Annotated in this window: 15 protein-coding genes; 8 read left to right on the top strand and 7 right to left on the bottom strand. The window is 61.0% G+C overall.

What is annotated here, in order from left to right; genetic code table 11:
- The first annotated feature begins 211 nt into the window (after positions 1-211).
- Positions 212-898: a hypothetical protein gene (locus tag AUP74_RS10530; RefSeq protein WP_069947538.1), complete on the top strand. Its 687-nt coding sequence runs from the start codon at positions 212-214 to the stop codon at positions 896-898.
- Between the two features lie 63 nt (positions 899-961).
- Here AUP74_RS10530 and tusA read toward each other — a convergent pair whose 3' ends face one another.
- A complete protein-coding gene (gene tusA / locus AUP74_RS10525; protein ID WP_069947537.1) occupies positions 962-1,195 on the bottom strand; it encodes a sulfurtransferase TusA in 234 nt (77 codons plus the stop codon).
- A 128-nt stretch (positions 1,196-1,323) separates the two neighbouring features.
- Here tusA and AUP74_RS10520 point away from each other — a divergent pair, with 128 nt between their 5' ends.
- Positions 1,324-1,614: an antibiotic biosynthesis monooxygenase family protein gene (locus tag AUP74_RS10520; RefSeq protein WP_069947536.1), complete on the top strand. Its 291-nt coding sequence runs from the start codon at positions 1,324-1,326 to the stop codon at positions 1,612-1,614.
- Here AUP74_RS10520 and AUP74_RS10515 read toward each other — a convergent pair.
- From AUP74_RS10515 to AUP74_RS10500, 4 genes are all read right to left on the bottom strand, one after another.
- The gene (locus tag AUP74_RS10515) at positions 1,586-2,239 is read right to left on the bottom strand and encodes an alpha/beta family hydrolase (protein ID WP_069947535.1); all 654 of its coding nucleotides are present in this window, start codon (positions 2,237-2,239) and stop codon (positions 1,586-1,588) included. The two genes, AUP74_RS10520 and AUP74_RS10515, sit on opposite strands and share 29 nt — an antisense overlap.
- Entirely contained in the window at positions 2,232-2,456 is a 225-nt protein-coding gene (locus AUP74_RS10510) for a YheU family protein (RefSeq protein ID WP_069947534.1), read from the bottom strand. Before AUP74_RS10510 ends, AUP74_RS10515 begins: the two co-directional genes overlap by 8 nt.
- A 72-nt stretch (positions 2,457-2,528) precedes the next feature.
- Entirely contained in the window at positions 2,529-3,497 is a 969-nt protein-coding gene (locus AUP74_RS10505) for a class I SAM-dependent methyltransferase (RefSeq protein ID WP_145924375.1), read from the bottom strand.
- Between the two features lie 26 nt (positions 3,498-3,523).
- Entirely contained in the window at positions 3,524-3,826 is a 303-nt protein-coding gene (locus tag AUP74_RS10500; RefSeq protein WP_069947533.1) for an MTH1187 family thiamine-binding protein, read from the bottom strand.
- 209 nt (positions 3,827-4,035) lie between these two features.
- Here AUP74_RS10500 and AUP74_RS10495 point away from each other — a divergent pair, with 209 nt between their 5' ends.
- The 4 genes from AUP74_RS10495 to mnmC all read left to right on the top strand — a co-directional run bounded on the left by AUP74_RS10495 (position 4,036) and on the right by mnmC (position 7,683).
- A complete protein-coding gene (locus tag AUP74_RS10495; protein ID WP_069947532.1) occupies positions 4,036-4,566 on the top strand; it encodes a glycine cleavage system transcriptional repressor in 531 nt (176 codons plus the stop codon).
- Positions 4,567-4,650: 84 nt separating this feature from the next.
- Positions 4,651-5,121: a tRNA (uridine(34)/cytosine(34)/5-carboxymethylaminomethyluridine(34)-2'-O)-methyltransferase TrmL gene (gene trmL, locus AUP74_RS10490; protein WP_069947531.1), complete on the top strand. Its 471-nt coding sequence runs from the start codon at positions 4,651-4,653 to the stop codon at positions 5,119-5,121.
- Positions 5,122-5,151: 30 nt separating this feature from the next.
- Positions 5,152-5,676 carry a flavodoxin FldB gene (gene fldB, locus AUP74_RS10485; RefSeq protein WP_069947530.1) on the top strand — a complete coding sequence of 175 codons (525 nt, stop codon included), beginning with the start codon at positions 5,152-5,154 and terminating at the stop codon, positions 5,674-5,676.
- 12 nt (positions 5,677-5,688) lie between these two features.
- Positions 5,689-7,683 carry a bifunctional tRNA (5-methylaminomethyl-2-thiouridine)(34)-methyltransferase MnmC2/FAD-dependent 5-carboxymethylaminomethyl-2-thiouridine(34) oxidoreductase MnmC1 gene (gene mnmC / locus AUP74_RS10480; protein WP_069947529.1) on the top strand — a complete coding sequence of 665 codons (1,995 nt, stop codon included), beginning with the start codon at positions 5,689-5,691 and terminating at the stop codon, positions 7,681-7,683.
- Positions 7,684-7,694: 11 nt separating this feature from the next.
- Here mnmC and AUP74_RS10475 read toward each other — a convergent pair whose 3' ends face one another.
- Positions 7,695-8,327, bottom strand: a complete 633-nt coding sequence (locus AUP74_RS10475) for a DUF502 domain-containing protein (protein WP_069947528.1) — start codon at positions 8,325-8,327, stop codon at positions 7,695-7,697.
- A gap of 10 nt (positions 8,328-8,337) precedes the next feature.
- Between AUP74_RS10475 and AUP74_RS10470 the strand changes: the two genes are divergently transcribed.
- On the top strand, positions 8,338-9,159 hold the full coding sequence (locus tag AUP74_RS10470) for a glutaminyl-peptide cyclotransferase (RefSeq protein ID WP_069947527.1): 822 nt from the start codon (positions 8,338-8,340) through the stop codon (positions 9,157-9,159).
- Here the strand turns inward: AUP74_RS10470 and AUP74_RS10465 are convergent.
- A complete protein-coding gene (locus AUP74_RS10465) occupies positions 9,147-9,575 on the bottom strand; it encodes a hypothetical protein (RefSeq protein ID WP_145924374.1) in 429 nt (142 codons plus the stop codon). The genes AUP74_RS10470 and AUP74_RS10465 overlap by 13 nt on opposite strands.
- 162 nt (positions 9,576-9,737) lie before the next feature.
- On the opposite strand from AUP74_RS10465, the gene recQ reads away from it, so the two are divergent.
- Positions 9,738-11,543, top strand: a complete 1,806-nt coding sequence (gene recQ / locus AUP74_RS10460; RefSeq protein ID WP_069947525.1) for a DNA helicase RecQ — start codon at positions 9,738-9,740, stop codon at positions 11,541-11,543.
- Positions 11,544-11,880 lie beyond the last annotated feature (337 nt).

Genomic DNA, 11,880 nt, shown 5'->3' with positions numbered 1-11,880 from the left:
GCAACCAAGGGCGCTGTCACCCGATACCCAACTACAGGACATTGTCCCCAAATGCGGCAAAATCCCGTGTTGTATTTCGGGGGGGCAACATATACCTTTAGACACAGGGACGCCGGAAAAGGGCCCCTGCCCTGCAACCCGGTTCCCCCAGGGGGGAATAAGCAGCACAACGCCCTCCTGCACCACAACCGGCCCTGCAAGGAGGTGCTCCATGACCGACCACCGCTACAGCAATGTGGTTGACCTCTTCACCGGCGAGCCAATCGAAACTTCAGCGAGCAGACGCTTTATCCGCCTGTCGCCGGAGCTAGACGGCTTGGAAATGCTCTACTCCAATAGCTCCAGCGGAACCGATCTCTACAGCCTTAAAGTGCTGTGCTGGGGCCTGCGTGCCAATGGCGAGGTTGTAGGACTCGTCCCCTGGCTCAACTCCATCGTCCCCTGCCCCGAAATCAAGGATCCTCTCGACGGGCGTTTTGAGGGGTACTACGACCCGGGCATCGAGGAAATTTTCCAAGAGCCACCCATCCACAAAATCGTCGAGCTGGAGACTGCGGCAGAATACTTCGAGTACGAGAGCAGCAAGGCCGATGAGGTGCTGCAGGAAATTCCCGACACCATTGGTACCCATGCGGTATTTATGGACGAGGGCCGGGAGAACCTGACTCTGACCGAGGTGGTGAGCTGGCGGCTCCATGCCAGCGGCGAGATCCACGGTATGCTGATCGACCACGACCATGTGGAAACGACACCGGTACTACCTGGAGACCTTTGCCTGTATCCGGCCCAGGAGGCGCGGGAATTCCGCTACTTCTTCCAGCACCATATTGCCAACAAGATAAAGTCAGAGGACCCGGAGGCACTCGCAGCCATCGCGGCGCTGGTTACCGCTCCCTGACGCCTCAACGCCAACGACATCAACTGTAGCGGGCGGGGTAGATCCCCGCCCGCATCAAAGCTTTCAGGCTTCTGCCTTCCTGATCCAGTAGACGAACTCGCTCTCTTCCTCTCGGTGATCCACCAGTTCATAGCCGAGAAACTGGCAGAACTTGGGGACGTCCCGCTGGGTCGAGGGATCTGTAGCGAGCATCTGCAGCACTTCACCCGGCGCGACTTTGCGCACTGCCGCGTGTAACATCATGACGGGTTCCGGGCACAGCAGGCCGCGGGCATCGAGGGTGTGTTCTGATTTCATGGGGCTATTTTCGGGCAATTGCCTTAAATCGTCACCTGCAAATTTCCCGGATTCCGCGGCCAAATTGCCCCTCACCGGGCCGACACTCCGCGCTAGAATCTGGTCATTAGGTGACTGAAGAGTAAAAGATGATTTACGTTTTGATCGAGCGGGAAATCGCTCCCGACATGCAGTCCAACTACGAGCAGGCGGCGCGCAAGTTACTGAACCACGCCTACCGCACCGTGGGCTTCATCGAAGGGCAGACCTACACCGCCAAGGAAAACCCGCTGCGCCGCTTTACCCTGTCCAAATGGCAGTCAGACCTGCACTGGGAGCACTGGTATACCAGTGAAGAGCGCCGCGGACAGATGGCCCTGCTGAAACCCATGCTCAAAGAAGACGAGCGTATCACGATCCTCGAAGCTGCTTCTGAATAAACTCAGCGACATGCTTTGCGGCTGCCTGCCAGTGGCCCTCGAGGGTAAAACCACTGGCCTTGCGGGGCTTGAAATCGTGATCGCCATCTTCCAGCCAGACCACTGAGATACTCTCCGACAGACCGTAGCCGGCAACTTCCTCGGCATTTCCCAGTGGGTCTCTTGTGCCCTGCACGACCAGCGCCGGACACTGGAGATCCGCCAGGTGCTCCGTACGCAGCCGCTCCGGCTTGCCTCGCGGATGAAAGGGGTAACCGAGGCAGACCAGCCCATACAATTGCCCAGCCGCAAAACGCGCATCCGCCAACAGGCTGGCAACCCGCCCTCCCATGGACTTTCCACCGATAAACAACGGCAACCCATCCTCCTGCGAGAGCCAGTGATCGATCTGCGCTGCGAATGCTTTCTGGAGCTGGGGCATGGGGTTCGGGGGACGGCGCTTGCCGGACTGCCGCCGCTCCTGCATATAGGGAAACTCGAAGCGAACCACTTCGATACCCTGCGCCGAGACAGTCCCGGCGAGCGCCGACATAAAATCGCTGTCCATCGGCGCACCGGCCCCATGGGCAAAAAGGAAGCGAGCCCGGGGCTCACCCGTGGGGCGATCGACCAGCCATTCACTCATGACCGGCCAGGTCCTCTGCCAGTACCAGGTTGACGGACTCCTCCCCCGGCTCAAACCAGATCACGACCTCGCCGGACTGGAGCTGGCGGCGCAGGCTGGCGACCTTGTCACTAAGGCTCACTTCCCGCTCGCCATAGTCAGTGCCGTCCCGGGTGGCATACTCCTCAAGCAGGTTCTGCAGGGTATCGGGATCGAGTTGATGATGGGGAATTCGCATCGGGTACTGCTCTGGGTGGCCGTTGGTCAGAAACCGTCATTCTAACCGCAGGCCACCCCGGACTCATCCCTCTCAGTCGGCGCTGGCCGCATCGGCCGGCTTGCGGAAGCGCAGGGTCATGCGGTCGCTTTCACCAATAGCGAGATACTTGTCCTTGTCCTCCTCACCCAGACGCAGGGAGGGCGGCAGGGTCCAGACACCCTTGGGATGATCTGCGGTGTCTTGCGGGTTGGCATTGATCTCGCTGGTTTCTTCCAGCTCAAAGCCCGCCTGCTGAGCCAACTCGATAACATGCTCCTGGGTGACATAGCCGCTCTTGACCATATCTTCCCGGCTGGTACCGGGCTTCGCACGATGCTCAACAACACCGAGAACGCCACCGGGCTTCAGTGCCGCATAAAAGGATTTGAAGGCATTCTCTTCATTACCCTGATTCATCCAGTTGTGCACGTTGCGGAAGGTGACGACCACATCCGCGCTGCCAGCTGGTGCGATTTCACTGCCCGCGGCGGGGTCAAACTCGGTCAGGATTACCTTGCCGTAGCTTTCCTGGTCCGCGGCCAGCTTTTCCTTGAATGCTTTCAGGGAGCGCTGGTAATAGTTCGATTCACTATCCGCCGGGAAATGAGCTGCGTAAAAGGTTCCCTCTTCCTTCAGGTAGGGAGCGAGAATTTCGGTGTACCAGCCGCCGCCGGGGGCAATTTCCACAACGGTCATATCCGGTTCAACGCCGATGAAGCTGAGGGTCTCAGCCGGATTGCGGAATTTATCCCGCTGTGCAAACTTCTCCGTGCGGTGATCCCCTGCAATCACGGCCTCGAGCATATCGACACTAGAGCCTGCCTGATCAGCCTTCCCTGATGCGGCCTCGCTGCCAGTTTCAACAGCAGAATCAGTCGCATTGCTCTCCATGGAGTCCTGCGCCTGTGTGTCCTCCACCGCAGGCGCCTGCACATCGGTGTTTTCTTTTTCGCTACAACCGGCAGCGGCCAGCACCAGCGCTACAGATGCCAGACCCATTGTTACGTTTTTCAGCTTCATAATACCCCCCTCCTGAGAGTTGTTGGTTATTGATCCAGTTTCGATTCTACGCTGTCAATTTTATCCTGAAGAGACTGCGAGCGATCTGTACGAGTTCCCAACTTGAGCGTAGTGCTGATGCGCGGAGCACCAAGTGCGTGAACCCGCTCGTGACACTGCTTGATCGCCGCCATTACCTCATCCCATTCGCCTTCGATATTGGTACCGTAGGCATGCATGTGATGAGTGAGCCCGGCTTCACACAGTACCCGCTGGCACTCAGCAATATACTCTCCTACCGACACCCCCACGCCCATGGGGATCACACATAGATCTGCGTGTACTTTCATACGCTCCTGTCCGTCATTCAAGTTACGCCCCTGTGCCACACAATTTTCAATGCCTCCACGGACGTCAGGATTACGACAACTTGCCTAAGTTACTTCCTGCTCCATCGACCGGATCATTCTCCCCGGCGACATTAAGTTGTTATCAGGAGCGTCAGCAGTGGCTACAATGCAGTGCAGTGTAAACCTGTTCTGCAGCAAAGGAATATCACATGCAACAGCACCTCGTTATCTCACTGATCAGCGACGACAAGCCCGGCGTGGTGGAGAAACTCTCCGCCGTGGTTGCAGAGAACGGCGGCAACTGGGAGGACAGTCGCATGGCGCACTTTGCAGGCAAGTTTGCCGGCATTCTGCGCGTCAGTGTCGCGGGCGAGAACGCCCAGGGATTGAAGGACGGGTTGAGTGCGCTCGCCTCGCAGGGCTACCGGTTGCAGGTCGAGGATGCCAGTGCGGTGGCGGCGGGCAAACTGCAGACCGTCAAACTGAAGCTGATCGGCAACGATCGGCCCGGTATCGTACGGGAGATTTCCCGCGCCCTCGCAGCCCGCGAGCTCAACCTGGAGCAACTGGATACGGGTTACGACAGCACACCCTGGAGCGGCGAGCCCCTCTTCACTGCCAACTGTACCATCAGCGTGTCAGAGAACATGGACCTGGAGGGACTCCAGGAAGAGCTGGATGCCATCGCCGACGAGCTGGGCGTGGAGATCGACTGCGAGGAAATCGCTTCCACCACCTAACTGTGGAATAATCCGCGCCGCATACAGCAGGCGCTCCGGCGCCTCCAACTGAAGACGACCCGACCGGGCAATCCTGCGGACGGCATGTTCAAAATCGTACTCTACCAACCGGAAATCGCGCCCAACACCGGCAATATCATCCGCCTGTGTGCCAATACCGGCGCGGAGCTGCACCTGATCGAACCCCTGGGGTTCGCGATGGATGACAAGCGCCTGCGGAGGGCCGGCCTCGACTATGCCGAGTACAGCCCGGTCAAGCGGCACCGGGACTGGGCCGCCTTTGTCGAGACGGAGCAACCCCAACGGGTACTGGCCCTGTCCACCCGCGGCACGCGCAGCCATGCCGCCGTTACCTACCATCCCGGAGACGCGATTGTCTTCGGCCCGGAAACCCGCGGACTGCCCCAGGAATTTCTCGACCTGCTCGGCGAGGAACATACCCTGCGCATTCCGATGCGCCCGGACAGCCGTAGCATGAACCTGTCCAATGCGGTGGCCGTGGTCGTCTATGAAGCCTGGCGCCAGCTGGACTTTGCCGGCGCCAAGCCCCAGTAACCCCAGAAGAATTACCAGTTACCTAAACCTATGCTCGCACCCATCGGACTCTTTTACGGTTCCAGCACTTGCTATACCGAGATGGCAGCGGAAAAGATCCGCGATCGTATCGGCCAGGAGTGGATCGACCTCCACAATGTGGCGGAAGACGATATCGCCCTGGCACAGCAATACGATTTCCTCATTTTCGGTATCCCTACCTGGGATTACGGAGAGCTTCAGGAGGACTGGGAGAACATCTGGGATCAGCTGGCCGAGCTGGACCTGTCCGGCAAGACAGTGGCGCTGTACGGGCTCGGAGACCAGGAGGGTTACCCGCAGTGGTTCCAGGACGCCCTCGGTTACCTGCACGCCCAGCTCGTCAGCCTGGGCGCCCGCGCCGTCGGTTACTGGCCCGCGGAGGGCTATGAGTTCGAGGCCTCCAAAGGGCTCACCGAGGATGGCAGCCAGTTTGTGGGCCTGGCCCTCGATGAGGAAAACGAGTTCGACCTCAGTGACGAGCGCCTGGACCGCTGGTGCGAACAGGTAATGCGCGAATTTGGCCTGCGGGAATAGCGAACCGAGCAGATGGGCAGCGAACACCCCCATGCGGATATCCACTGGCGCGAAGACGGACAACCGCTTTCCCGCGCCTTTGATGATGTCTACTTCTCTCGCGAATCCGGCCTCGAAGAAACGCGCTTCGTCTTCCTGAAACAGAACCACCTGGCAGAGCGCTGGGCGACACTGAAGGCCGGAGACACTTTCAACATTGGCGAAACGGGCTTCGGTACCGGGCTCAATTTTCTCGCCGCCTGGCAACTCTGGCTGCAGGCGGCACCGACCGATGCATACCTGCACTTCATCTCAGTCGAGAAATATCCCTTGCGCCGGCCTGACCTGTCCCGCGCGCTGAGTCTCTGGCCCGAGCTCGGGCCACTGGCTGAGGAACTTGAACAGGCTTATCCACCCCTGCTTGCTGCCGGCGTCCACAGACTGCGGTTCGGCCCTGTTTCGCTGACGCTGGTGATCGGCGAGGCCAGCGAGGGCTTCGCCGCCCTCCGGCTCGGCGACGATGCACTGGATCGCCGGGTGGACGCCTGGTTCCTGGACGGCTTTGCACCCGCCAAGAATCCCGCCATGTGGAGTGAAGCGCTGTTTCACAACATCGCGGCGCTGAGCCGTCGTGAAGCCACCTTCGCCACCTTTACCTGCGCCGGCCTGGTTAAACGTGGCCTGAAAGATGCGGGCTTCGCGCTGGAGAAAGTGCCCGGATTCGGGCGCAAGCGGGAAATGCTGCGCGGAAGACTGGCTGCGCCGGAAGCGTCGGCTGTAACTGCCACCCCCTGGCATCTTCCCCGACACCCAGTATCCGCGCCAAGGGGCAGCACCATCGCAGTAATCGGCGCTGGCATCGCCGGGGCCACTGCCGCTCGCGCGCTGGCAGAGTGCGGCTACCAGGTTAACGTGTTTGAGCGCGGCAGCGCGCCGGGCAGCGGCGGTTCCGGCAATGAGCAGGGCATCCTGTACGCGAAACTTTCCCACCGCCCGGGTCCGAACGGCGACTTCAACCTGCACGCACTGCTGTTCGCCCAACGCTACTATCCAAAACTTTGCCCCGAGTGCTTCCATACCAGCGGACTGCTGCAACTGGCCCAGGGAGAGAAAGAGCAGGAGCTGCAAGCACAGTTGCAGCAGTGGCTCGCGACCCGTGATGCCAGTGAACTGGCCCGGCCCGTGGATGCTGCCCAGGCCTCGGAACTGGCCGGCATTGCCCTGCCTTACGCGGGTATATTCTTCCCCCGGGCGGGCTGGCTGGAGCCGGCCAATGTGTGCGCGGCGCTGCTCCGGCACCCAAACATTCAGCTGCATTGCCAAACCGCCATCGAGCAGCTCAGCCAACAACAGCAAGGCTGGCAACTGAGCACTTCCGGGGCAGAGCAATACAGCGCGGACGCGGTGGTGATCTGCTGCGCCCATCAGACGCCGGGTTTCCCCCAGACGGAAGAATTGCCATTGCGGCCAATCCGCGGCCAGGTCTCCATTGCCCGGGCCACGGAACGTTCTGCCGGACTGCGGGTGGCACTCTGTGGTGACGGCTACGTGGCGCCCCCTTCCCATGGACAACAGAGCTTTGGCGCCACCTTCAAGCTGAAGGAGACCGGAGCAGATATCCGGGAAGTGGAGCACAAGGAAAACCTGGAGACACTGGCACAGGTCATGCCGGAGGCGGCACAAGACTTCGCCGTCCAGTCACTGTCCGGTCGCGCCGCCGTGCGTGCCGCCACACCGGACTACCTGCCCATGGCTGGCCCGGTGCCGGACTGGGATTCGCTGAACAGCACCTACAGCTTCCTGCGCCGCAACCGCAAGGCGCTCATTCCCGAGCGGTGCCACTACCCACCGGGCCTGTTTTCCCTCGCGGGTCTGGGTTCCCGCGGGTTCACTTACGCCCCGCTGGCCGCTGAAGTGCTGGCCAGCTGGATCAGTGGCCAGCCAATGCCAGTTTCAGAAGAGTTGGTGCGGGCACTGCACCCTGCGCGCTTCGCCATTCGCGATCTGGGCAAGAACCGCCAGCGTTAACACCGGCAGTGTCAGTTCACCGCGGCCTCTTCCGGGGGATGAACCAACAGCCGTCCGCTGCCACTGCCACAGGCCACGATGGATTTCATCGCCGCCTCGACGGTCACATGGGGCAGTATTTCCACGCAATCTTCGGTGACGTGGTAGACGAAGCCTGAGGTGGGCACCGGGGCGGTGGGCACGTACACGGTGAAGTCGCCGTTATCGTGCCGCGAGGTCACGATCGCGGTGACAGACAGAGGGTTGTTGGCACCGAGTATGCGAACCCGGGCCACCGGCCCGGACAGGACCCCCTCCCCCGCGCCACCGCCAATAAACTGGAGTACGAGATCCTTGATGGTGTTGTACCCCGGCGCCAGTCGGCCGAGCCAGTGATCCAGATGGCGGTGCAACCAGCGGCCGACACTGGTTTTCACCAGCAATCCGATCAGGAAGCAGGCCCCCAGTATCAGGGCTATCACCGCCAGTCTGGCAACGGTATTCTTGAAACCGGTCTGGGCCTCGAACCAGTGCACTGCCGGCGCAACCAGTTCGCTGACCTGGCCAAACAGCCACTGGAACAGCAGAATGAAAATGGCGATGGGCAGCACCACCGCCAGTCCCCCGAGCAGGGTCAAGGTCACGAATGTTTTTACTCTGGTCATAAAGCCTGAAATGCCTGATTTGGAATTCTGTCGCCGCGCCCGCATCGCGATCGCCACACTGGTTCTCGCCCTCCCCACCCTTGCGGCTGCCGGATCCGTTCCGACGATCGCTTACGACCTGATTGAGCAGCGCAATCGCCCCGGTGACCACTTCACCCAGGGGCTCTTCTTCGATGGCGAGCGCTGGTGGGAGAGCAGCGGCCTGTTCGGTCGCTCCTGGTTGGCCGAGTATACCGACCCAACCACCCGCCCCGTAAGGCGCAAATGGCTGGCAGCAGACCGTTTTGCCGAGGGACTGACGGTGCTGGGAGACAGGATCTACCTGCTGACCTACAAGGCCGGCGAGTTACAGCTCTACCGGCGGGAAAACATGACACCGCTCGGCAGGCGCTATTACGCCGGAGAGGGATGGGGGCTGACCAGCGATGGTGAGCACCTGATCATGAGCAATGGCAGTGATATTCTCACCTTCCGCGACCCGGATACCTTTGCCATTCAACGTGAGCTCAAGGTACATGGCGGCGGTGAAAGGTGGTTGCTGCTGAACGAACTGGAGTATGCCCACGGGCTCGTCTGGGCCAATATCTGGCAGGACAAGCGCATCGCCGCCATTGATCCCCAGAGCGGCGAAGTGCGCGGTGTTATCGATCTGCAGGGGCTGGAGCCGGGTTCAACTCACCCTGATGTGGTCGCCAACGGCATCGCCTGGGATCGCGCGCGCAACGGCCTCTGGATCACGGGCAAATTCTGGCCCCGTCTCTACCTGATACGCCCCGATGGATTCGGGTTCGATGAGCCCGAGGAAAGCGCCACGGCCGATCAGCCGCGGTAGAAGTCCACAACCGTGAGCAGGCCACCCACGCGGATGCGATCCAGTGCAGGGCCCTCGATGTAGAGTGTGAAACCGCGGCGCCGCTGCTCCAGAGTCACCCCCGGCTCTCCGGATTGGCCGGAATAGAGCATGGCATTCTTGCCGTCATCTCCGCGCCACTGTACCCCTTCAACCTCCTGCATGCCTGGCAGATCCAGGGTCACCCTGTTGAGGTTTTCCGGCAGCCGGTCCAATACCAGTCGGGCAATACCACTCGATGTGGCCACCGAATAGGCCAGCTGGTTTTCCGGGGCGGGCTGCCAGCCCAGGTGTGTATCGGCGCGGTCGGACTGCAGAAGGTTGTGCGGGGTACCGGTCGCGCATCCTGCGAGACCAATCACCAGCAGCCACGACATCATCCTTATCAGAGCACACATAGCCTTATCCTTGTCTATGTCTGTGGTGGCTGGATTATAGACGCAATGGCCGCCATCTGTTCTGTAGCGATAGAAAAGAGGCGCCGGAATTGCCCTGACTGGTCACCATTCCTACCTCGCCAGCGCCCCGCTGAAAAGCGGGAGCAGGTATACTCCCCCGCCATGAGTTCCCCACAATCCATCCTCGAACATACCTTTGGCTACACCCGGTTTCGCGACCCTCAGCGCGAGGTGATCGATACCCTGATGGACGGCCAGGACGCCCTGGTACTGATGCCTACCGGCGGCGGCAAATCCCTCTGCTACCAGATACCGGCGCTCGCCCGTGAAGGCTGCGGCGTAGTGATCTCCCCACTGATTGCCCTGATGCAGGACCAGGTAGAGGCGCTCTGCGCCGCGGGGGTCCGCGCAGCCTTCCTGAACTCGTCAGTGCCACCGGAACAGGCCCAGCAAATTGAGGCCGCATTGCAGGCCGGTGAGCTGGACCTGCTCTATATGGCCCCGGAGAGACTGCTGCAACCCCGCACACTGGCGATGTTACAGCGGGTTCAGATCTCCCTGTTCGCCATCGACGAGGCCCACTGTGTGTCCCATTGGGGCCACGACTTCCGTGCCGACTACCTGCAGCTCAACTGCCTGCACGAACAATTCCCCACGGTTCCGCGGATTGCCCTGACCGCCACAGCGGACCGCCGCACCCGGGCAGAGATCGCCCAGCGGCTGGACCTGGCCGAAGCGCGCCATTTCGTCAGCAGTTTCGATCGCCCGAATATCCGCTACCGAATCGCCCAGAAGGATAACCCCCGCCGCCAGCTCCTGGACTTTATCCGCGCCGAGCACAGGGACGACTCGGGGATCGTCTATTGCCTTTCCCGCAGCAAGGTCGAGAGCACTGCAGACTGGCTGGTACAGCAAGGCTTTACCGCCCTGCCCTACCACGCTGGCCTGCCCGCAGACCTGCGCGCGGAACACCAGCGGCGCTTCCTGCGCGAAGATGGCGTGATCGTGGTAGCAACCATCGCCTTCGGCATGGGGATCGACAAGCCGGACGTCCGCTTTGTCGCCCACCTGGATCTTCCAAAAAGCATCGAGGCCTACTACCAGGAAACCGGCCGGGCCGGACGGGATGGCGAGCCGGCTACCGCGTTATTGCTCTATGGGCTGGAAGATGTGGTCAAGCTGGGACAGATGGCAGCCAATTCCGACGGCAGCGAGGAGCACCGGCGCCAGGAACGGAACCGCCTCAATGCCATGCTGGGGCTTTGTGAAATTACCAGCTGTCGCCGCCAGGCACTGCTCAGCTACTTTGCTGAGGAGCTGCAGGAACCCTGCGGCAACTGCGATACCTGCCAGGAGCCGCCACAAACCTGGGACGGCAGCGAGGCGGCCACCAAGCTGCTCTCCTGTGTCTACCGCACCGGACAGCGTTTCGGAGCTGCGCACGTCATCGATGTGCTGCGGGGAAGCACCAGTGAAAAAGTGCTCAAGTTTGGCCATGACGAGCTGTCGACTTACGGCATTGGCACTGAACTGAGTGCCGCCGAGTGGCGCGCTGTCGTGCGCCAATTGGTGGTGCGCGGCTACCTTGAGGTCAACAGCGAAGCGTTTGGTGCCCTGCAGCTGACCGAGGCCTGCCGGCCACTGCTGCGCGGGGAGGAAAAGATCGAGCTGCGCAAGCTGCCTACCCCCACTAGACGATCAGCTGCCAGCGGTTCGCGAGCCGCTGCCGATATCGCTCCAGCGGATGCTCCACTCTGGGAGGCTCTGCGGGCCTGTCGCAAGCAACTGGCGGACGAAAAAGGCGTGCCGCCCTACGTGGTATTCCACGACGCCACCCTGCGCGAAATGCTTGCCGCAAAGCCGCAGACAGAGGAAGCCCTGCTGTCCATCTCCGGTGTTGGTGACAGCAAGTTACAGCGGTTTGGAGATGCATTCCTCGCCGTGTTGCGAGACTTCCCGCCGCAGTAACCCACCCCGCGGGGAGCAGGGAAGCTCCGTGCCAGGCTTCGGGTGTCAAAGCAATCCAGCGAAAGTGCCTGCCCCATTCGGGATCAGGATCTCCGGATAGCGGGCGATACCAAACTGCCTTCTCCTATCCCCCAAACCAATACCAGTGATATTCCGTTGACGGACTATCTGCACCCTGGTTCGCGTGACGGCGATCGCCAGCCGGCCTACTATCTCAGTGATTACGGTTTTGTGCCGGCATCATAACCATCAGTCTGCAGAGTCAAAGGACGCGCCCGGCACTTTTGCCCGGCTTTTTATCGTAGCAATTCCATCATGGAAGCCCGCCGGCCCCCGG

The sequence above is a fragment of the Microbulbifer aggregans genome, from assembly GCF_001750105.1.
In the GTDB taxonomy this organism is placed as follows: Bacteria; Pseudomonadota; Gammaproteobacteria; order Pseudomonadales; family Cellvibrionaceae; genus Microbulbifer; species Microbulbifer aggregans.
This window is presented reverse-complemented; position numbering and strand designations above follow the sequence as displayed.

Excerpts from the sequence above, each read along its gene's own strand:
- AUP74_RS10530 (WP_069947538.1), top strand. The coding sequence starts at position 212 with ATGACCGACCACCGCTACAGCAATGTGGTTGACCTCTTCACCGGCGAG.
- tusA (WP_069947537.1), bottom strand. The coding sequence starts at position 1,195 with ATGAAATCAGAACACACCCTCGATGCCCGCGGCCTGCTGTGCCCGGAA.
- AUP74_RS10520 (WP_069947536.1), top strand. The coding sequence starts at position 1,324 with ATGATTTACGTTTTGATCGAGCGGGAAATCGCTCCCGACATGCAGTCC.
- AUP74_RS10515 (WP_069947535.1), bottom strand. The coding sequence starts at position 2,239 with ATGAGTGAATGGCTGGTCGATCGCCCCACGGGTGAGCCCCGGGCTCGC.
- AUP74_RS10510 (WP_069947534.1), bottom strand. The coding sequence starts at position 2,456 with ATGCGAATTCCCCATCATCAACTCGATCCCGATACCCTGCAGAACCTG.
- AUP74_RS10505 (WP_145924375.1), bottom strand. The coding sequence starts at position 3,497 with ATGAAGCTGAAAAACGTAACAATGGGTCTGGCATCTGTAGCGCTGGTG.
- AUP74_RS10500 (WP_069947533.1), bottom strand. The coding sequence starts at position 3,826 with ATGAAAGTACACGCAGATCTATGTGTGATCCCCATGGGCGTGGGGGTG.
- AUP74_RS10495 (WP_069947532.1), top strand. The coding sequence starts at position 4,036 with ATGCAACAGCACCTCGTTATCTCACTGATCAGCGACGACAAGCCCGGC.
- trmL (WP_069947531.1), top strand. The coding sequence starts at position 4,651 with ATGTTCAAAATCGTACTCTACCAACCGGAAATCGCGCCCAACACCGGC.
- fldB (WP_069947530.1), top strand. The coding sequence starts at position 5,152 with ATGCTCGCACCCATCGGACTCTTTTACGGTTCCAGCACTTGCTATACC.
- mnmC (WP_069947529.1), top strand. The coding sequence starts at position 5,689 with ATGGGCAGCGAACACCCCCATGCGGATATCCACTGGCGCGAAGACGGA.
- AUP74_RS10475 (WP_069947528.1), bottom strand. The coding sequence starts at position 8,327 with ATGACCAGAGTAAAAACATTCGTGACCTTGACCCTGCTCGGGGGACTG.
- AUP74_RS10470 (WP_069947527.1), top strand. The coding sequence starts at position 8,338 with ATGCCTGATTTGGAATTCTGTCGCCGCGCCCGCATCGCGATCGCCACA.
- AUP74_RS10465 (WP_145924374.1), bottom strand. The coding sequence starts at position 9,575 with ATGTGTGCTCTGATAAGGATGATGTCGTGGCTGCTGGTGATTGGTCTC.
- recQ (WP_069947525.1), top strand. The coding sequence starts at position 9,738 with ATGAGTTCCCCACAATCCATCCTCGAACATACCTTTGGCTACACCCGG.